The organism is Micromonospora sp. NBC_00389 (assembly GCF_036059255.1).
GTDB lineage: Bacteria > Actinomycetota > Actinomycetes > Mycobacteriales > Micromonosporaceae > Micromonospora.
Map to the genome: position 1 here is coordinate 7,566,366 of NZ_CP107947.1, position 19,261 is coordinate 7,585,626.

The window sequence follows — 19,261 nt, forward strand, 5'->3', positions numbered from 1 at the left end:
CGGGCCTACCCGAACGTGAAGGCGTACGCCTCGGCGCCGGGCTCGCCGAACGAGATCTGCAGGCTCCGTTCGCGGACCGCGTCGTGCTGGCGTACGAGCTGGTAGAGGCGGCCGTCCTGGAGTACGCCGTTGCCGTCTTCGTCGACGTCGACGCCGTGTGACGCGCCCGGTGCTTCGCCGTCGAGAAGCACCCGGAACGGGATCGGCTGTCGCGCCCCGGGAGACAGCACGAGATGCGCGTCGCGTGCGTGGAACCGGAAGGCGATGCTGCCGCCGGGCCGGTCGAGCACGACGTTCTCCGGCCCGATCGTCCACTCGCCCGCCAAGGCCCACTGGTTGAGGACCAGGCTCTCCGGCAGCTCGTAGACGCGGCGTTCGTCGAGCGCGGCGGCGTTCGTCGACGCGAAGTGCTCGCCGCGACTGAAACCGAGGTACGTCTCGGGCGTACGCAGGTTGTCCCAGTCGGCCGCTGCCTCCGGGCCGAGGCCTTCGACGGGAACGGGCTCGCGCTCGATGCCGAGCAGCTGCTGGAGAACGCGCTCGGACTGCTCGTAGCGCCCCTCGCCGAAGTGGTCGTCGCGGATGACACCGTCCGCGTCGACGAAGTAGAGCGCCGGCCAGTAGTGGTTGTCGAAGGCGCTCCAGATCGCGTAGTCGTTGTCGACCGCGACCGGGTAGTCGATTGATCGCGCCGCGACCGCCCGGCGGACCCAGTCGACGTCGTGCTCAAACGAGAACTCCGGCGTATGGACTCCGATGACGACCAGACCGTCGCCTCCGTACGCCTGCGACCAGGCGCGGACGTACGGCTCCTGGCGCAGCCAGTTGATGCACGTCAGGGTCCAGAAGTTCACGAGGACGACGCGGCCACCCAGCTCGGCGGGGCCGAGTGGCTCGGAGTTGAGCCACCCGGTCGCCCCGCCGAGCGACGGCATGTGCGGACGGTCGGACACCGCCATCTAGCGAAGCGACCGGAAAGCGGTGCGAAGCTCTTCGGAGAAGATCTTTGGCTGTTCCCAGGCCGCGAAGTGCCCGCCCTTGTCGAGCTTGTTGTAGTAGATGAGGTTGGGATACGCCTGCTCGGCCCAACTCTGCGGAGCCTCATAGAGCTCATCGGGAAAGACGCTCACGGCGACCGGGATGGAGACGCCCTTGGCGGCGAAGAAGGACAGCTTGTTCTCCGCATAGAGACGAGACGCGGAAATCGCCGTGTTCGTCAGCCAGTAGAGCGAGATGTTGTCCAGGACGTCATCGCGGGTGAGGCCCTCGGTGCCTCCTTCGAAGACCCGCGCGATCAGCGCCATACTGGCCGCATCGTGGTCGAGCAGGAAGGACGCCAGGCCGACAGGGGAATCCGCCAAGCCGGTCAGCGTCTGCGGGCGCGTCGCCATCATGAGGGCATAGGCGACGTGCTTCCAGACGTAGTCCAACTCCTCGGCCGCACGCATCTCGTCGGCGGACAGATTGGACGGCAGCGAACCCATGGCGTTGTTCGCTCCGGTGGTGTCACCCTGGAACAGACTGTCGATCTCGGGCGGCACCGCGCCAGCCATGTTGGTGTGAATGCCGAGCAGTTCCGGTGGCGCCTGCAGCCCCATCAGATCCACCACGACCGCACCCCAGTCGCCACCCTGCGCGACGAATCGCGTGTAGTCGAGACGCTTCATCAGTTCGATCCAGGCAGCCGCAGTCTTCTCCGGACCCCAGCCCGGCGAGGTCGGCTTGCCCGAGAAGCCGTGGCCGGGCAGCGATGGGATCACCAGGTGGAAGGCGTCCGACGCGCTCCCGCCGTGCGCCGTGGGGTCGGTGAGCGGCTCGATGATCTTCATTTGCTCGATCACCGACCCGGGCCACCCGTGCGTGACGATGAGCGGCAGCGCATCCTCGTGCTTCGAGCGGACGTGGATGAAGTGAATGTCCAGCCCGTCGATATTGGTCATGAACTGCGGTAGGGCGTTCAGCCTCGTCTCGATCTTGCGCCAGTCGTACTCCTTCTCCCAATAGCGCGCGACGGCCTGAATCGTCGCTAGCGGCACGCCCTGCGACTGGTCGTCAACAGTTTCCTTTTCCGGCCAGCGCGTGGCTGCGATGCGCCTACGCAGGTCATCAAGGTCCGCCTCGGGGATTTCCACCGTGAACGGCCGAATCTCCGTGGTGCCTGGACGCGTCTTGGTTTTGACAGCCATGCGTGCTTCCTCTCTGTCTGAGTTCGCGCCTCGCGAGGCGAATCATGAGGTGAAGGCACTGCCCGGACTTATGTGCCAGCTCAAGATGGGCACGCCGCCGCCATATCTCGGAGCCTAGAACGCCGCACCCCGGCCTCGTGGCCATACGAGCAGTCCCCCGCCCGTAACCGGATTGCCAGGAGCCCGGAAAGCCTGAAACATCCAAGCCGTGTACGTCGTCGCCCAGTGGGTCCGCGCCTCGTGGACCAAGCAGTCCCGCGGAGGCCAACAGGCCGTCCGCCGCAACCGTCTGCCGGTCGCGTTCGCCCTACCGGAGAGCGGCGCACCCTGCACTCACGAGGTCACGATGCATGAGGCGGACGGGTTCCAGCCACAGGCCGACCTGCGCGCCGGGCCACCGTCCCGCGACGTGGTCCGCCTCGACCTGGCCGACGGAATGCTCCGCGTCGACCTAGTCCCGTCCTCCTGGGGTATGCCCCGCCGCCATCGCCGTCCACCCGCCGTACGACTCGCCCCGGCGAGTGGACGCGCTGGCACATCAACTACCGCTTCACCGGCCATCGCAGCGGTAACTGGCACTACCGGCTGGACACGTTGAACATCGCGCACGGCCCGGTCCCCGTCGGCATCTTCCTCACCGAACCCCGGCGGGTCGTCGACGAGCGCGCACACCTGCGGTGACCGGGCCGGCCTGACAGTCGGTTGGTTCTGGGCTGGGTGCGACGGATGAGTCAACTTGGACGTCGGATTGAGCCGGGACCAGGGGTGGAACCTGACGACAACCGGGGTCGCCTGGTAACGGGCGGCCGCCGGAGCGGGGCACCGGCGTCACGCCGCGTCGTGTCATCCTGACCGAATGCGAGTCGCCTCGATTCACACGTACCCGGTGAAGGGGTGCCGCCGGATGGACCGCGACAGGGTGCGGGTCGAGCCGTGGGGCCTGGACGGCGACCGGCGCTGGCTGATCGTGGACAACAACGGCGTCGGCCTGACCCAGCGCCAGCACCGGGAACTGGTGACGGTGCGGGCGGTATCCCGGCCGGGCGGGCTGACCCTGGACGCGCCGGGCCTGGCCCCACTCGATCTGGCCGAACCGACCGGCGGCGAGGCGATCCAGGTCCGGGTGTTCCGGGGGCGGCCGCCCTCACCGGTACGCGCCGCCGGCCCCGAGGCGGACGATTGGCTCAACCGGCTGTTGGGGCGCACCGCCCGGCTGGTCTGGCTCGGTGACCCCACCGGCAACCTCGTTCCCTGGCCGGTTCCGGCCGGCTCCGGTGCCGAGGTGAGCTTCGCCGACGGCACCCCGCTGCTGCTGGCCAACACCGCGTCGCTGGACGCGTTCAACGACTGGCTGCTGGAGTCGGGCAGCACCGAGGGGCCGCTGCCGATGATTCAGTTCCGCCCCAACGTGGTGGTCAGCGGTGCCGCACCGTGGGCCGAGTGCGAGTGGGTCGGCCGGCGGATCAGGATCGGCGGGGCCGTGTTCCACGGCGCCAACGAGTGTGGCCGCTGTCTGGTCGCGACGATCGACCAGGAGACCGGGGAGCGGGGGCGGGAGCCGCTATGGATGCTCGCCGCACGACGGAACATCGGCCAGAAGCTCCTCTTCGGTCTCCAGATGACGGTGCGGGCCGAACCGGGCGGACCGTCCCGCGAAGGTCGCACGGTCAGCGTCGGTGACACCGTGGAGGTGCTGGACTGACCGGGACGGTCCGCTCGGACGTTGTTGCGCTGCTGCAGGTGGTGCGGCTCTGAGCTGGTGGGCGACGGACGAGTCGACCTGTACGCCGGATTCTGTGCGCGGCGCGTACCCCGAAGGGTTTGCGCCGGCGGCGGCCATCCATCTCGGCCTGCCGTTGCCGGCAGGCTCCAGCGGCCTACCCGCAGACATCGGGCGGGCAGCCCTCAAGCGTCTGCGCGGGGTCGTCATCTTGCGGTGACGGCCCTTACTTGGCCTTGCTCCGGGTGGGGTTTACCTAGCCACCCCGGTCACCCGGGGTGCTGGTGGGCTCTTACCCCACCGTTTCACCCTTACCGTCCCCGATGGGGTCGGCGGTCTGTTTTCTGTGGCACTATCCCGCGGGTCACCCCGGGTTGCCGTTAACAACCACCCTGCCCTGTGGAGTCCGGACGTTCCTCGGCGGCGGGCCGAAGCCCGCCGACGCGGCCGCCCGGTCGACTCGTCCGTCGCGCTCTCATCCTAACGACGAACGGTCCGCCGGTATTGCCGCCCCGCCTGGGCAAGATCGCGCAGGTCAGGGGCGGTTGGGGAGGTCGCCGGGCCGGGGAGTCCGGCGTGCCCGCCCGACCAGGCGGGGGCTAGCCTCGTGGGGCTATGGATCTCTCCCACGCCGCGCTGCTGCTCGCCGCCGGTCTCGCCGCTGGCACGGTCAACGCGGTGGCCGGTGGCGGTTCGCTGATCACCTTTCCGGCGATGATCGCGGTCGGGCTGCCTCCGGTGCCGGCGAACGTCAGCAACTCCGTCGCCGTATTCCCCGGATACCTGGCCAGCGTGGCGGGCAGCCGGGCGGATCTGCCGCGTGGTCGGGCCCTGGCCACACTGGTGCCCACCACGGTCGTCGGCACGATCCTCGGGGCGTTGCTGCTGCTGGCCACCCCGGCCCGCGCGTTCGAGCTGGCCGTACCGTTTCTGGTGCTCGGCGCGACCGCGGTGCTCGCCTTCCAGGACCCACTGCGCCGGCTGGTCGGCCACCCCCGGGACCTGTCGCCGCGCCAGCGGACGGTCTCGGTGCAGACGATGGTCGCGCTGGGCGCGGTGTACGGCGGGTACTTCGGCGCGGCGCTCGGGGTGATGCTGGTCGCCGGGCTGGCCCTGGTGCTGGACGCGACGCTGGCCCGGGTCAGCGCGATCAAGAATCTGCTCTCGGCGGTGGTGGGGTGCACCACGCTGGTGGTGTTCGCCCTCTTCGGGCCGGTGAACTGGGCCGCCGTCGCGGTGGTCGCCCCGGCCACGCTGGTCGGCGGGTACGCCGGCGCCCGGGTGGTCCGCCGGCTGCCGCCGGCGCTGCTCAAGACGCTGATCGTGGTGTTCGGGACGGTGATCGGGCTCTACCTGCTCTGGCGCGCGCTGACCTGACCCCGGCCGACGATCAGCCTGACCCCGGCCGGCGATCAGTACGCCTCACCGACCGGCTCTTCCGGGGCGTGCTCGGTGTCGGCGGCGGCCCGGTTCCAGCGGGACCAGAGCACCCGTTCGCCGTAGCCGGCGGCCATCAGGTGCGCGAAGGCGAGGTAGACCAGCACGCCGACGGTGAGCACCCCGAAGCCGACCCAGTACGGCAGTGACAGCGAGTGCTCGGCGAGCTTGCCGGAGATGATCGGCGCTGGCGCGGCGGCACCCCAGCGGATCAGGTTGAACGCGCCGGTGGCCACCCGGCGGTCGCTGGAGCCGAGGCCGAGGGCCAGGTCGGTGAGGTTGGCGTTGGCCAGCCCCATGCAGAGCCCGGAGAGCACCAGCACCACCAGCGCCTCGGCGGTGCTGGTCGAGGTGGCGAAGAGGACCATGCAGACCAGCAGGCCGGCGATGGCGATGCCGACGGTCTGCACCGCGCCGATCCGGTGGGCCAGGCGGTGGCCGACCACCAGGATGCCGGCGGCCAGGCCGAGGCCCCAGCCGGTGAACGCCAGCCCCAGCGGGATGACGTCCAGGCCCAGGAAGAGCGGCGTGTAGCCGAGCACCACGAAGAAGACGAAGTTGTACGCGGCGGTCACCACGCAGAGCGCGATGAACGCCGGCTGGCGGTAGGTGGAGAAGATCTGGCCGACGCGTACCGGGGGCTGCCGGTTGGTCGGCTCGCGCAGCTTGCGGGCGGCCACACCGAGGGCGAGGACCATGAACACGCCGCAGACGAAGAACGGCAGCCGCCAGCTGACCTCGCCGAGCAGGCCGCCGATCAGCGGGCCGACGGCGAAGCCGAGACCGAGGGCGGTTTCGAAGAGGCCGACCACCCATTCCCGGTCGACGGCCAGGTTGACCAGCACCACCATGGCGGTGGCGAAGAACATCGCGTTGCCCAGCCCCCAGACGCCGCGCAGCACGGACAGCTGCACGATGTTGTTGCTGAGCGAGGCGAGGATCGCGGCCACGCCGACCACGGAGACGCCGGTGATCAGCACCGGCTTGAAACCAAACCGGCCGCTGGCCAGCGTCGCCGGGATCATGCCGACGGCCATCACCGCGATGTACGCGGTGAACAGCAGCTCGACCTGCCAGGCGGTGACCCCGATCGCGTCGCCGATGACCGGCAGGATCGGGTCGACGACGGCGATGCCGGCGATGGCGAGGAAGGCCACCAGTGTGGTGGCGTAGATGGCACTGCGGTTCGGTTCGGAACGCCGATCCACTCCGACTCCTCAATTAGCTGTATGGTACAGGTACTTATCTTGTATCATACAGCTATGAGCGATGACCCCTACCGGGCCAGCGATGCCGACGCCGACGAGGTCACCCTCGGCCAGATCGAGACCGAGGTGGCCCTGCTGCTGCGCCTCGGCGAGGCGACCCGGCGGGCCACCGGCACCGCCGAGCACCGGGTCCTCGACCGGGCTGCGTACGTGATCCTGCGCCATCTGGACGCCGCCGGTCCGCAGAACGTCTCCGCGCTCGCCGCCCGGCTCAACCTGGACGGCTCGACCGTGACCCGGCAGGTGTCCGCGCTACAGCGGGACGGTCTGATCACCCGCAGCCCGGACCCGTCCGACGGCCGGGGCACGGTCATCTCCCCCACCGCCACAGGCCTGCACCGGATGACGGCAGTGCGGGCCGCACGGACCCGGCTCTACGGCGACATGCTCGCCGACTGGCCCACCGAGGACCGGGAATCCCTGGCGCTGATGCTGCGCCGCCTCAACGAGGCTCTGGAATCCCGCAACCGCCCCCGCTGAGCCCGCCGCAAGCCAGGCCAAGACGCGCTGGGCCCAGGACGCACCAGGCCAACAAGAAAGGACGGGCCCCTCATCAACGCCTGGCGTCGATGAGGGGCCCGTCCTTTCGCGAGGGGCGCTAGGCGACCGGTTCGCGGGCCGAGTCGGCGCCGCGCTCGGTACCCGGGGTGACCCGGGGGTCACCCTCGTCCGCGGAGTAGTCGTCCGGAGTGGTCCCGTCGACTCCCTCGTTCGCCTTGGCCGCCCGCAGGACCAGCGTCAGCAACGCCGCGACCGCCAGGTTGACCAACACCGCCACGATGCCGACGTAGATCGTCTTGGGGGTGTCGAAGCCGAACTTCTCCAGCGGGAACGCCGAGCCGCCGAAGTGCTTCCGGGTCGGGCTGGCCACCTGGTAGAGCATCCACATGCCGAGCCCCATCCCGGCGGCCCAGCCGGCGATCAGCGCGGTCCGGTGGAACCAGCGCGTGTAGAGGCCCAGCGCCACCGCCGGCAGCGTCTGGAGGATGATCACGCCGCCGATGAGCTGGAGGTCGATGGAGAACTGCGGGTCCAGGAAGACGATGCAGGCCACCGCGCCGACCTTGACCACCAGCGAGGTGATCTTCGAGACGTTCGCCTCCTGCGCCGGGCTGGCGTCCCGCTTCAGGTACTCCTTGTAGATGTTGCGAGTGAAGAGGTTCGCCGCCGCGATCGACATGATCGCCGCCGGCACCAGCGCGCCGATGCCGATCGCCGCGTAGGCGACTCCGGCGAACCAGTCCGGGAACTGCTGGTCGAAGAGCAGCGGCACGATGGTGTTGTTGTCCACACTGCCGTCCGACGCTCCCGGCAGCGGCTTCACCCCGGCCGCGATGGCCATGTAGCCGAGCAGCGCGATCAGCCCGAGCAGCAGGCTGTACGCCGGCAACGCCGACATGTTCCGCTTGATCACGTTCCGGTTCCGGCTGGCCAGCACACCGGTGATGCTGTGCGGGTACAGGAACAGCGCCAACGCCGAACCGAACGCCAGCGTGACGTACTGGAGCTGGTTGTTGGCGTTGAGCAGGACGCCGTCGTTCGGGTTCGGTGACGCCTGGAACTTCGCGTCGGCCGCGTCGAAGATGTCTCCCCAACCGCCGAGCTTGTAGGGCAGGTAGATGACCGCCACCAGGATCACGATGTAGATCAGGCTGTCCTTGACGAACGCGATCAGCGCCGGCGCGCGCAGCCCCGACTGGTAGGTGTACGCGGCCAGGATGGCGAACGCGATGATGATCGGCAGGTGTCGGGCCAGGGTGCTCTCCCCGGTCACGCCCATGGTCTTGAGGACCGCCTCGATGCCGACCAGTTGCAGCGCGATGTAGGGCATCGTGGCCACGATGCCGGTGATCGCGATCAGCAGCGCCAACACCGGGGAGTCGAAGCGCTTGCGGACGAAGTCGGCCGGGGTGACGAAGCCGTGCCGGTGCGAGACCGACCAGAGCCGGACCAGCACCAGGAAGACCAGCGGGTAGACGACGATCGTGTACGGCACGGCGAAGAACCCGGCCGCACCGGCCCCGAACATCAGCGCGGGGACCGCCACGAAGGTGTACGCCGTGTAGAGGTCACCGCCGACCAGGAACCAGGTGATCCAGCCACCGAAGCTCCGCCCGCCCAGCCCCCACTCGTCGAGGTGCGCCATGTCCTTCGGCGCCCGCCAGCGGGCGGCCACGAAGCCCATCGCGCTGACCAGCAGGAACAACAGGGAAAAGACGATGATCTCGGTGAGATGATCACGCCACATCACCGCTCACCCCGCTTCTTTGTCAACTGGTAGACCAGCGTCGTGGTGGAAACGCCGAGCAGGATCCAGGCCAACTGCAGCCAGTAGAAACGCGGGAACCCGAAGATCCGGGGTGAGTCGCCATTGAAGAAGACCGGGATCAGCGGCACCACGATCGGGATGAAGAGCAACCAGTTCCAGGGGCTGTGGTCCTTCGCCCTGGTTGGCGCCGTGGTGGTCGCCTCCGGTTCGGGTGCAGCCATCTGACACACCTCCGGGAAGTCGTAACAAGCGATGTAACGGCCGGAGGCTACGACCCTGTGACCGCTGTCACGATCGGTGCGCGGAAAGCGCTGCGCCGAACGGCGTCCGTAGTGCGCCGAGCGGCATCAACCGGAGTACCCGGTGACGGACCGAACTGGCGGGCCCGGCGACGGCGTGGGGCCCGGGTGCAGTCGGCACTCGGGCCCCACATCGGCCGGTCGTCAGCTCACCCGGTCGGGGTCACCGCCGGGCCGCCCAGAGCAGGGCCCGGCCGAGTTGCGCCTGAAGGCCCTTGGGGTGCAGGCGGAACGTCGGGTCGGTGCCGAACAGCACCACGCCGTTTCCGGCGGCGGAGACGCCCCGCACGATGCTGGCCTGGTTGGCGGCCGCAGCCTGCCCGTTGGCGCCGTCGGTGGCCCACCAGCCGGACAGCAGCGGGTCAGCGGCGTACGACTGCTCGACCTCGAAGTTGGCGCCGAGGTTGGTGAACCAGACGGGCTGGCTGATGAACGCGTGCGGGATGGCCGAGGTGGTGACCGGTCCCCCGTTGTTCACGATGTTGGCCACCCCGCTGGCCAGGCTCGGCGCCGCGGTGGCGGTCACGGTCAGCAGCGCGGCGGCGTTACCGAAGGACGCCCCGGCGGTGCCCAGGCCGACCACTCCGCCGCCCCGGGCGAGGAAGCCGTCCAGGGCGGCCCGGTTCTCGGCGGTCAGGTTCGCCAGGTTGACGTTGTCGGCGACCAGCAGCACGTCGACGTCCTCGGTCAGCGTGCCGGCCAGCGTCGCGGCGGTCACCGCACGCGCCTCGAATCCCAGGTCGGCGAGGGTGTCCCGCTCCTCGACCGAGCCGAGGTAGCCGACCACGACCCGGTCCAGCGGGGTGCCCCGCCAACCCCTGGGCGCCGGTTCGAAGCTGACGGCGCGGGCCTGCACCTCGGCGCGGGCCAGCTTGCGGTTGGCCGGGGTGCCGGGGACGACCACCGACCCGTCCGCGAGCCGGTGCACCGCGACGCCCTTGGCCAGCAGCGAGTTCACGGCGAGCAGGTCGGCGGCGTCCCGCAGGTCCAGGCGCAGGTCGGACCGGCCGGCGGGCAGCGTGCCCTCGGCCCGCCCGTCGTAGGTCCGCTCCAGGCGTACCCCGGGCAGGGTGTTCCACAGGACGTCCACGGTGGCGCCCCAGGTCAGCCCCTGGCTCCAGGCGGCCGGGCCGGCGTAGAGGTCGTCCACCCGGTCGGTGATGTCCGCGCCCGGTTCGAGCAGCGAATTGACCAGGCCGCGCTTGGGCTGGTGCATGTCGACGACGTACGAGCCGGCTTGGTAGCTCTTGCCGCCGGCGGTGAACGCCTTCTTCGCCCGCCACACCCGGCCACCGCTGCCGATCAGTAGGTCGACCAGACGGGCCGCGGCCGGCTCGGAGCGCTGCCCGGTGCCGGTCGGGATCACGTACGAGCGGGGGAAGGTGGTGTTGTAGTTGTCCTCCGGGCCCCAGCCCGGCACGTAGCCGTCGGGGATGTCGCGCAGCGGCTCACCGGCCAGGCCACGGCGGTAGACCTCGGCCTGGTCGTGCAGCACCTCGGCCCGGTGGTCCTGGATGTAGCGCAGCGAGGTGCGGATCGCCACCTCGTGCACGTCGGTGTTGATGCCGGACCGACGGACCCGCTCGGCGGGGGTGAGCGTGCTGCCGCGCGGGTTCAGCGGCGCCTCGATGGTGTACGGGATGCTGCTCTGCAGCATGGCGAACGACGGCACGTAGATCGGCGGGAAGTCGTCCCACACGCCCGGCTCGTCGTCGCGGAACGGGATCCGGGCCCGCTGGGTCTCGGCGTAACCCAGACCGCGCAGGCCCTGCTCGATCGCCAGGGCGTTCGGCAGGCCGTGCTTGATGTACAGGTCGTACTCGTTGTTGACGTTGTGCGGCGGGGTGCTGGGGTGCAGCAGGGTCGGGTTGACGTACCCGTGCAGGTCCAGCGTGATGATCGGCTTGGTGTCGATGATCAGGTCGCGGATGAGGTTGGTCTCGGGCTGCGCGACGATGGTCAGGTCGCGGTTGAGGTCGTAGCCCGCCGCGTTGGCCCGGGTGCCGGCCACCCGGCCGTCCGGGTTGGAGGTGATGTTGAAGACCAGCCGGTTGCGCCGCAGCAGCGTGGCCACCTCGGGGCTGCGGTCGGTGGCGAGGTCCTCGATGACCCGCAGCGCCGCGTCGGTGCCCTCCCACTCGTTGCCGTGGATGTTGGCGTTGACGAAGAGCGGGGTCTTGTAGCCGGCGAGCAGCTTCCGGTCCCGCTGCGCCCGGGCCGGCTCGTCCTCGATGAGCCGCTTCCAGGTCTCCTGCTGCCGGGCCTCGGTACGGCTCTCCGGCGCGGTCACGGTGACCGCGTACAGGTCGTAGCCGCCGGCGGACTTCCCGGCGACCCGGGCGGAGACCCGGTCGCTGGTCCGCTGAAGGGCGTTCAACTTCGGCGCGATCTCGTCGTACGGGAGGACGCCGATCGGGATGGACGCGTCGGCCGGGTTGTCCGGCCAGAGCGGGAGGGTGCTCTGCCGGGGGTAGCCCCGGACGTCGGAGAGGTCGACGGCGCGCGGCGGCACGGTGGGCAGCGCGGTGGCGGACGCCGGCCCGGTCAGGGCCACGGTGGCGAGCAGCGCGGCGCTCACCACGGTCGCGGCGAGCCGGGGTAAACGTCTCGTGGACAACATGGACGGATCTCCTGTCGGGAGGTACGCGCAGGCGGACGCGCCGCGGGGCCGGAGACCAGCGGTGAAGGGAAACGCCTGCAGCGTGCGAGGAAGGGAGGAACCCGGCGTCAGATGGAGCGTCGACAGGCGGCGCTGGCGACGCGCAGGAGGTCGATGTGACCCCGCTTCGTCAGATGAACGCTTCGCACGAAACCGATCTTGAGTCGGGCGGCATCCACTGTCAACAGTTTCCACACTGGTTGGAGCCGCCGAGCTAAAACCCTCCCGACAGGTGGGAATTAGTCGATCGTGGCGAGGTGTGCGGTGTCGTTGACCGTGCGCACCGCGACGCCGCCGTCGGGCCACATGTCGAGCACCGAGATGCCGGCCGCGTCCAGGAAGAGCCGGTGCAGGAAACCGTCGCCGGCCGCGAGCGCATCGCGCAGCATCAGCTTGATCGGCGAGACGTGCGAGACGACCACCACGGTCTCAGCGGGGTACGCCTGGAGCAGCCCGGCGATGACCCGGTGACAGCGCTCGGCCACGTGGGTGAACGACTCGCCACCCGGCGGGGCGATCCGGGGGGAGGCGAGCCAGGCGTCCATCTCCCCCGGCCACTGCTGGCGCACCTCGGCGAAGGTGCGCCCCTCCCAGTCCCCGAAGTCGCACTCGATCAGGTCGTCCTCGGTGCGGACCGGCACGTCACCGAGCGCCCCGGCGATCGCCGCCGCGGTCTGCGTACACCGGGACAGCGGTGAGCTGAGCACGGCCGCGACGGACGGGGCCAGCGCGGCCACCCGGGCGGCGGTGGCCCCGGCCTGGGCCCGGCCGCGCTCGGAGAGCGGCACGTCGCCGCGGCCGGAGTAGCGCCGCTGCTCGGTGTACGCGGTCTCGCCGTGCCGGACCAGGATCAGCCGGGTGGCGGTGAAGCTCGGTCGCGGCTCCCAGGAGGCCGGTGCGGTCGCCGGGTCGCTGCCGGCGACCGGGGCGGCGGTTGCCACCGCGGGCCGGCCGGCGGCGGCGTCCATCGCGGCGTTGGCCAGCGCGTCGGCGTGCCGGTTCTGCTCGCGCGGGATCCAGGCGAACCGGACCGCGGCGAACCGGCCCACCAGCCCGGCCGCCTGGGCGGCGAGCGGTCGCAGACCGGGATGCTTGATCTGCCACCGGCCGCACATCTGCTCGACCACCAGCTTGGAGTCCATCCGGACGTCCACCTCGGCGGCACCCAGCTCGGCGGCGGCCGTCAGCCCGGCGATCAGCCCCTGGTACTCGGCGACGTTGTTGGTCGCCGTACCGAGCGACTCGGACCGTTCGGCGAGCACCTCGTTGGTCTCCGCGTCACGCACCACCGCGCCGTAGCCGGCCGGACCCGGGTTGCCCCGGGACCCGCCGTCGGCCTCGACGACGACCACGCGCGGCGCCACGACCTACAGACCCGACTCGTTGGTGCGGACCATGATCCGTCGGCAGTCCTCGCAGCGGACCACGTCGTCCGGGGCGGTCTTGCGGATCCGGGCCAGGTCGGCGCCGGAGAGCTCCAACCGGCAGCCGCCGCAGCGGCCCGCCGTGAGCAGCGCCGCGCCCAGGCCGGTGTCCTGGCGGATCTTGTCGTAGAGGGTGATCAGTTCGCCTGGGAGGTCGTCGGCGAGCGGCTGACGGGCCCCCCGCTTGAACTCCTCCTCCTTGGCGATCTCGGCCAGCGCGTCGTCCCGGCGCTTCTCGGTGGCGGCCCGCTTCTCCCGGGTGTCGGCCAGCCGCTGCTCCACGCCGTCCAGCACGCTTTGCGCGGTCTCCCGCTGCTCCATCAGCTCCAGCTCGGCGTCCTCCAGGTCGCCCTGGCGCCGGTTCAGCGAGACCAGCTCGTGCTGGAGCGCCTCCAGCTCCCGGGCCGGGCCGGTGCCCGCGGCCAGCCGGTTCTGGTCCTTCTCCTTGCGGGCCCGAACCTGCTCGACGTCCTTCTCCAACCGGGCGATGTCCCGGTCCAGGTCGTCGACCGCCACCTGGGCGCGGACCCGCTCGTCCTCCAGCGACGACAGCTCCCGGGCCTGCGCCTCCAGCTCGGCCCGCTCCGGCAGCGAACGCCGGCGGTGGGCGAGCTGGGCGAGGTTGGTGTCGATCGCCTGGAGGTCGAGCAGGCGGCGCTGCACCTGGGGGTCAGCCTTCACGGTCGGGCTCCTTGTCGTCCACAGCGGGTGCGGCGGCGTGTACGGTCCACGGGTCGGTATCCAGGTCGGACACCAGCGTCTCGACGCCCGGCGCCTCCCGCAGGAGGGCTGCCAGATCGTCCAGCCACGGTCGTTCGGTCGCCCAGTGGGCGGCGTCGATCAGGGCGGGACCGTCGGCGGCGAGGTGCTCGCTTGCCGGGTGGTGCCGCAGATCGGCGGTGAGGAACGCGTCCACCCCGGCGGCGGTCGCGGCGCCGAGGAAACTGTCCCCCGACCCGCCGCTGACGGCGAGGGTACGAACCATACGCCCGGGATCCCCCGCGGCGCGAACTCCCCAGGACGTGACGGGGAGCACGGCGGCGGCGTGCCGGGTCAGCTCGGCGAGCGTCATCGGACGGGGCAGCTCGCCGATCCGACCGATGCCCCGGTCGTCGCCGTGCGCGGGCGACCCGGGCGCGGGCCGCTGCAGCGGCCGCAGGCCGGTCAGCCCGAACCGGGCGGCGAGGGCGTCCGAGACCCCCGGGGACGCCACGTCGGCGTTGGTGTGCGCCACGTAGAGCGCCACCCCAGCCCGGATCAGCTGGTGGATGATCCGCCCCTTGAACGTCGTCGGGGCGACCGAGGAGACCCCGCGCAGCAGCAGCGGGTGGTGCGCAACGATCATGTCGACGCCGGCGGCCAGCGCCTCGGCGACCGTCTCCGGCACCACATCGACCACGCAGAGCACCCGACGGACCGGGGCGGACGGCTCACCGAGCACCAGGCCCACCCGGTCCCACTCCTCCGCCCAGACCGGCGGGTAGCGCCGTTCCAGCTCGGCCACCACGTCGGTCACCGTGGGGGTGGATCCGCATACGCTCACGGCGGGCCAGCTTACCGGCGCGGAGGCCATCGGGCGGCGACGCCCGGCCCGGCCGCGCCGGTCGGGTGGCGGGCCGGGCGGGCGGTCTGACCGCTAGGCGGCGCTCCAGGAGATGGCGCGCAGCGTGGTCAGCGGCATCGACCAGGGGAACGCGTGCAGGTACTGCTCGCCGGTACCCGGCGGATGCAGGGCGACCACGTGATCACCGAAGAGCACCGTGACGCCCCACTCGGCCAGCCGGGCGATGCCGGCCCGGAACGCCGGGTGGGCGGCCATCGCGGCGTTGGTGTACGGCACCGCCACGATCGGAAGGCCCTTGCCCTGCGCCTCGACCAGCAGCCCGAGCGCCAACGTGTCGGCGATCCCGGCCGCCCACTTGTTGACCGTGTTCACGGTGGCGGGGCAGACGATCATCGCGTCGGCGGGCGGCAGCACGTCCGGATCACCGGGGTTCTTGTAGTGCGTCCGCACCGGGTGGCCGGTCTGCCGGGCCAGGGCGGGCCTGTCGACGAACTTGGCGCCGTCCGGTGTGACGACCACGCACACCTCCCAACCATCCTGCTGGGCCAGGTCGACCAGGCGCCCGACGTGCCGGGCCAGCGGCGAACCGCAGGCGATGACATAGAGCACTTCGCGGTGCCCGCTGATGTGCGGTGAACCGGCCATCAAACCGGCTCCACGCTCATACCCCTACTCCCATGTGCTCAGCCAACTCCGCTACCGGAGAAGGCGGCGCACCACGTGTGCGACGCAGGATGTCCGACATCACCTCGTGCGCGATCGGCCGGCAGCGGATCTCCGACGGAGCGAGCCGGTCGCCGCGCAGCAGCATCTCGCCGGCGTTCGCCACGTCGCCCATCTGGGCGAAACCGCGGGCGATGTCGAGCAGGTGGTGCGCGCGACGTTCGGGCAGCAACGCGTTGAAGGAGGGCTCCACGATGCGCAACTGATGCACCTCCACCGCCCGACCCCCGTCGCCCAGCTCCACCGCGGCGGCGGCCCGGTGCAGCTCGACGTTGGTCGGGCCGAACGAGGTCCAGTAGTGGTTCTGGTCGCCGCCGAGCAGGGTGGCAGCCTCCTCGGCGCCGTTGATCAGGTCGTCGACGGTGGCCGAGTCACCGATCCGGGAAGCGGCCATGGCGCCCTGGAGCAGCAGCATGCCGTAGACGGAGAGCCGCGCCGGGGAGGCGTCGTTGCCACCTCCGGGCGCGAGCCGGTTGGCGATGTTGACGTTCAGCTCCAGCGCCGGGCGGGCCCGGCCCATCGCGACCAGGGCGTTGCACACGCGGGTGGTGGCGATGCCGGCCAGCAGTTGGTCATCGGCCCGCTGGGCCACCGCCATCGACCGGTCCGCGGCCAGCCAGGCCAGCTCGCACTCGCCGAGCTTGCGCAGCACCGAGGAGGCGATCTGGTAGACCTGCCCGAGCAGGTGTGCCGCCTCAGCGGCCTGCTCCCCGCCGTAGCTGGCGTCGGCCGCCTGGGCGTCGCGCAGCAGCTTCGGCAGCGCGCGGGTGAGCATCCCGTAGCGGCCGTACTGGTAGGTGAGCCAGGCGTGGTTGACGGCCTTGCGCATGTCGTCCAGCGGCGGCGGGTACGGCGCCGCGTCGAAGTACGCGCTCATCGAGTCGTACCGCTCCAGCGCCGCCCGGATCTCCTGCACCTCGACCTGGTCGATGCAGTTCAGCGCATCGGTACGCCGCTCCGGGTCCTTGCCCATCAGCAGCTGCACGTCCACCTGGAGGATGTCGGCGATCTCGTAGAGGACCGAGAACTTGTCCAACCGACGGACGCCCCGCTCGACCTTGTCCACCCAGCTCTTCGACTTGCCCAACCGGTCCGCGAAGACCTGCTGCGACATCTTGCGTCGCCCCCGCCAGTAGGCCACTCGCCGCCCTACGGGTAGCTCGTCCATCTCCCCATCCCTCCCCTGCCGCCCCGGCCAATCAGGCCCGGGCGATGTCCGCGGGCGTGGCGAAAGTCATCCATGTTCAGGTTTTGCCTGGTCGCACAGCTAGTGCGTCAGCCATACAGCCAGTCCTCGTACTTTTCGTGCAAGTTGCACGAGCCGTTTCGTCAACCTCAACGATCGTGGGTTACGGCAGTGACGGCGCTCGACATGCGACCTGGCGTTCGCCGGGCCCGACGAGGGGAGATGGCAAACATGTGGGGGAACGTCGCACCGCGCGTCGCCGAACTGTCGCCGCTGGAAAGAGTCCGGCTGCGCCGGGTCGCCGTGCGGTACGCCGCGCACGGGTGGGAGGTCACCCCGGGGGCCTGTCTGGCCCGCAGCCGGTTCGTGTGCGGCCGGGCCGGCTGCCCCACCGTGGGCTGCCATCCCGCCCTGGAGAACTGGGAGCTGGCGGCCAGCGCCGACCCGGCCCGGGTGGCCAACTGGTGGCGGGCCCGCCCACACGGCGTGCTGCTGCCGACCGGTCGGGCCTTCGACGTGCTGGAGGTGCCCGCCCACCTCGGCCAGCTCGTGCTCGACGCGGTGCAGACCCATCCGGCCGGCACCGGCGTACGCGGACCGGTGCTGGTCACCCCCACCGGGCGGTGGATGTTCCTGGTCCGCCCCGGCGATCCGCTCCGGCCGGAGCTGGAGCACTGCTTCCACGTGGTCCGGCACGGGCCGGGGTCGTGGATCCCGGCACCGCCCACCCGGCTGCCAGAGGGGACGGTGCGCTGGGCGGTCGCCCCGGAGCAGGCCCGCTGGCAGCTTCCGGATTCCTACCTCGTGCAGAACACGCTGATCGAGGCGCTGCGCGCCACCGGGGTGACCCTCGCCCCCGACCTGCTCCCTGGTCACCTGCCGCTGCCACGGCGCGGCATGTGAACCGGCCCCGGTGGGCGATTCCATCCGGTGGCCGACAGCGTCGCCGAGGCGTCGGTCCTCGTTGACAGTGAGACGGCGCGAACGCGCGCCACGAACGGGGGAACGATGTCCACGGACGACCGAGCGCCTCATCCCGGCGGCACCGAACCGCCCCGGCGCAGCCACCCACGACACCGGTGGGCCGGCACCCGCCCGTCCGGCTCGCGCCCCGGCCGTCCCCGCCCCACCGGTTCCCGTCCCGCTGGCACCCACCGCCCGCTCCGCTAGTCCGTGCGGGGCATGCCGGCGGAGACGAACTGGCGGGCGTCGTCGGTGATGACGGCGTGGGTGTGGTCGGGAAGACGGTCCAGCCAGCCGATCCCGGCGACCCCCATGGCAAGCGCCGCGGTGGCGTAGGCGTCGGACACCCCGAGGTCGGTGCCGACCACGGTGACGGATCGCAGCCCACCGGCCGGCGCGCCCCGGCGCGGGTCCAGCACGTGTCGACCCCGCTCATAGACCCCGGACGTGGCCACGGCCAGATCGGTCCCGGCCAGCACCAGGCAGGCCGCCATCGGGTCCCAGGGGTGCCGAATGCCGATCCGCCACGGCTCGCCGGACGGGGAGAAGCCGCGTACCCGCACGTCACCGCCGGCGTTCACGCAGTGGTTCGCCGCGCCGGCGGCGAGCAGCCGGTCCGAGGCGACCTGTGCCGCCCAGCCCTTGACGAACCCGGACGGGTCGAGCCGGCCGGTGGCGTACGCGTCGAAGAACCCATCGGTGGCGCCCCACAGGTCGGCGCAGGCCTCCAACACGAACCGCAGGTCCGCCGACGCCTCGGAGAGCAGCACCTCGCCCCGGTCGAAGCGGCACACCTCGCTGTCCGTCCGGTACGTGCTGAACCGCGCGTCCACCTCGCGCATCCAGGCGAAGACCTGGTCGGCCAGCTCGCGCAGCCGCGCCGGTGGCAGGTCGTCGGCGAGGTCCAGGGTGATGGCCGTACCCATGATCTGCTCGACCTGGCACAGCCCGGGTCGGGTCATCGTCGCCGGCACGTCAGAACGCCTCCTCGATCGCGCCTCGCAGCGACTGCTTGTAGGAGTTGCTGGTCTCGGTGGCACCGGAGACGGTGTTGAGGTTGGCGCTCTGCTTCTGCACCACCTCGCCACCGGTGCCGTTGTACCTGTCCCGGACGTCACCGCTGTGGATGTCGGACTCGCCCCCGCTGGGCAGCGACAGCGAGATGGCCTCGATGATCCGGGTGCCGGAGACCACGATCTGCACCTGCACGTACCCGTACTCGTTGTCCACGCCCGGCCCGGTGACCCGGCGGGTGGTCGGCTGCGGCGCCTTGGTGGTGGTCCGCGGTGCGGTGGGGGCCTTCGCGGTGGTGCGGGTGCCGGACGGGCGGGCGGTGCTCTTGCTCGGCTTGGGCGACGACGGCGCGTTGGGAGCCACCGACGGCGTCGGTGCGACGCCCACCGGGGCGGCGCTCGGGTCGACACCCTGCGGGGTGGGGTTGACCGACTGGCCGACAGGCAGGTCCTGGGCGACCTGGGAGGTGCCCGGCGAGCCCTTGAGCACCACCAGCGCGGTGGTGCTGGCGGCCAGACCGGTGATCGCGAGGAACGCGCGACGCATGGG

Annotated in this window: 18 protein-coding genes and 1 other RNA gene; 4 read left to right on the top strand and 15 right to left on the bottom strand. The window is 71.0% G+C overall.

Annotation, left to right across the window (positions count from 1 at the left end):
- Positions 1-5: 5 nt before the first annotated feature.
- Positions 6-953 (bottom strand): redoxin family protein, encoded by a 948-nt coding sequence (locus tag OG470_RS35665; protein WP_442931022.1) that lies wholly within the window; start codon positions 951-953, stop codon positions 6-8.
- A gap of 6 nt (positions 954-959) precedes the next feature.
- The gene (locus tag OG470_RS35670) at positions 960-2,186 is read right to left on the bottom strand and encodes an epoxide hydrolase family protein (RefSeq protein ID WP_328419028.1); all 1,227 of its coding nucleotides are present in this window, start codon (positions 2,184-2,186) and stop codon (positions 960-962) included.
- 856 nt (positions 2,187-3,042) lie between these two features.
- Between OG470_RS35670 and OG470_RS35675 the strand changes: the two genes are divergently transcribed.
- Positions 3,043-3,888, top strand: coding sequence for an MOSC domain-containing protein (locus tag OG470_RS35675; protein WP_328419029.1), 846 nt, complete (start codon positions 3,043-3,045; stop codon positions 3,886-3,888).
- A gap of 65 nt (positions 3,889-3,953) precedes the next feature.
- Here OG470_RS35675 and rnpB read toward each other — a convergent pair.
- Positions 3,954-4,369: RNase P RNA component class A (rnpB, locus tag OG470_RS35680), an RNA gene on the bottom strand.
- 152 nt (positions 4,370-4,521) lie between these two features.
- On the opposite strand from rnpB, the gene OG470_RS35685 reads away from it, so the two are divergent.
- On the top strand, positions 4,522-5,283 hold the full coding sequence (locus tag OG470_RS35685; protein ID WP_328419030.1) for a sulfite exporter TauE/SafE family protein: 762 nt from the start codon (positions 4,522-4,524) through the stop codon (positions 5,281-5,283).
- A gap of 35 nt (positions 5,284-5,318) precedes the next feature.
- Here the strand turns inward: OG470_RS35685 and OG470_RS35690 are convergent, their stop codons facing one another.
- Positions 5,319-6,551, bottom strand: coding sequence for an MFS transporter (locus tag OG470_RS35690; protein WP_328419031.1), 1,233 nt, complete (start codon positions 6,549-6,551; stop codon positions 5,319-5,321).
- Between the two features lie 54 nt (positions 6,552-6,605).
- Between OG470_RS35690 and OG470_RS35695 the strand changes: the two genes are divergently transcribed.
- On the top strand, positions 6,606-7,091 hold the full coding sequence (locus tag OG470_RS35695) for a MarR family winged helix-turn-helix transcriptional regulator (protein WP_328419032.1): 486 nt from the start codon (positions 6,606-6,608) through the stop codon (positions 7,089-7,091).
- A 118-nt stretch (positions 7,092-7,209) separates the two neighbouring features.
- Here OG470_RS35695 and mctP read toward each other — a convergent pair whose 3' ends face one another.
- The 9 genes from mctP to OG470_RS35735 form a co-directional block, all read right to left on the bottom strand.
- Positions 7,210-8,859: a monocarboxylate uptake permease MctP gene (gene mctP / locus OG470_RS35700; protein WP_328419033.1), complete on the bottom strand. Its 1,650-nt coding sequence runs from the start codon at positions 8,857-8,859 to the stop codon at positions 7,210-7,212.
- The gene (locus tag OG470_RS35705) at positions 8,859-9,101 is read right to left on the bottom strand and encodes a DUF3311 domain-containing protein (protein WP_328419034.1); all 243 of its coding nucleotides are present in this window, start codon (positions 9,099-9,101) and stop codon (positions 8,859-8,861) included. Before OG470_RS35705 ends, mctP begins: the two co-directional genes overlap by 1 nt.
- A 241-nt stretch (positions 9,102-9,342) precedes the next feature.
- Positions 9,343-11,799, bottom strand: coding sequence for a M14 family zinc carboxypeptidase (locus OG470_RS35710; RefSeq protein WP_328419035.1), 2,457 nt, complete (start codon positions 11,797-11,799; stop codon positions 9,343-9,345).
- 107 nt (positions 11,800-11,906) lie between these two features.
- A complete protein-coding gene (locus tag OG470_RS37455; protein WP_386984225.1) occupies positions 11,907-12,035 on the bottom strand; it encodes a putative leader peptide in 129 nt (42 codons plus the stop codon).
- Between the two features lie 42 nt (positions 12,036-12,077).
- On the bottom strand, positions 12,078-13,202 hold the full coding sequence (locus OG470_RS35715; protein ID WP_328419036.1) for a bifunctional RNase H/acid phosphatase: 1,125 nt from the start codon (positions 13,200-13,202) through the stop codon (positions 12,078-12,080).
- A 3-nt stretch (positions 13,203-13,205) separates the two neighbouring features.
- Complete coding sequence (locus OG470_RS35720) at positions 13,206-13,943, bottom strand: zinc ribbon domain-containing protein (protein ID WP_328419037.1); 738 nt, start codon at positions 13,941-13,943, stop codon at positions 13,206-13,208.
- Positions 13,933-14,769 (bottom strand): Nif3-like dinuclear metal center hexameric protein, encoded by an 837-nt coding sequence (locus OG470_RS35725; protein WP_328426817.1) that lies wholly within the window; start codon positions 14,767-14,769, stop codon positions 13,933-13,935. The genes OG470_RS35720 and OG470_RS35725 overlap by 11 nt, the downstream gene beginning before the upstream one ends.
- A gap of 129 nt (positions 14,770-14,898) precedes the next feature.
- A complete protein-coding gene (locus OG470_RS35730; RefSeq protein WP_328419038.1) occupies positions 14,899-15,471 on the bottom strand; it encodes a flavoprotein in 573 nt (190 codons plus the stop codon).
- A gap of 16 nt (positions 15,472-15,487) precedes the next feature.
- Positions 15,488-16,717 (bottom strand): helix-turn-helix domain-containing protein, encoded by a 1,230-nt coding sequence (locus OG470_RS35735; protein WP_328419039.1) that lies wholly within the window; start codon positions 16,715-16,717, stop codon positions 15,488-15,490.
- 249 nt (positions 16,718-16,966) lie between these two features.
- On the opposite strand from OG470_RS35735, the gene OG470_RS35740 reads away from it, so the two are divergent.
- On the top strand, positions 16,967-17,638 hold the full coding sequence (locus OG470_RS35740; protein ID WP_328426819.1) for a bifunctional DNA primase/polymerase: 672 nt from the start codon (positions 16,967-16,969) through the stop codon (positions 17,636-17,638).
- 263 nt (positions 17,639-17,901) lie between these two features.
- On the opposite strand, the gene OG470_RS35745 is transcribed toward OG470_RS35740, so the two are convergent.
- Positions 17,902-18,624, bottom strand: a complete 723-nt coding sequence (locus OG470_RS35745; protein ID WP_328426821.1) for an FAD:protein FMN transferase — start codon at positions 18,622-18,624, stop codon at positions 17,902-17,904.
- A gap of 49 nt (positions 18,625-18,673) precedes the next feature.
- Positions 18,674-19,258: an FMN-binding protein gene (locus OG470_RS35750; protein ID WP_328419040.1), complete on the bottom strand. Its 585-nt coding sequence runs from the start codon at positions 19,256-19,258 to the stop codon at positions 18,674-18,676.
- Between the last annotated feature and the right edge of the window lie 3 nt (positions 19,259-19,261).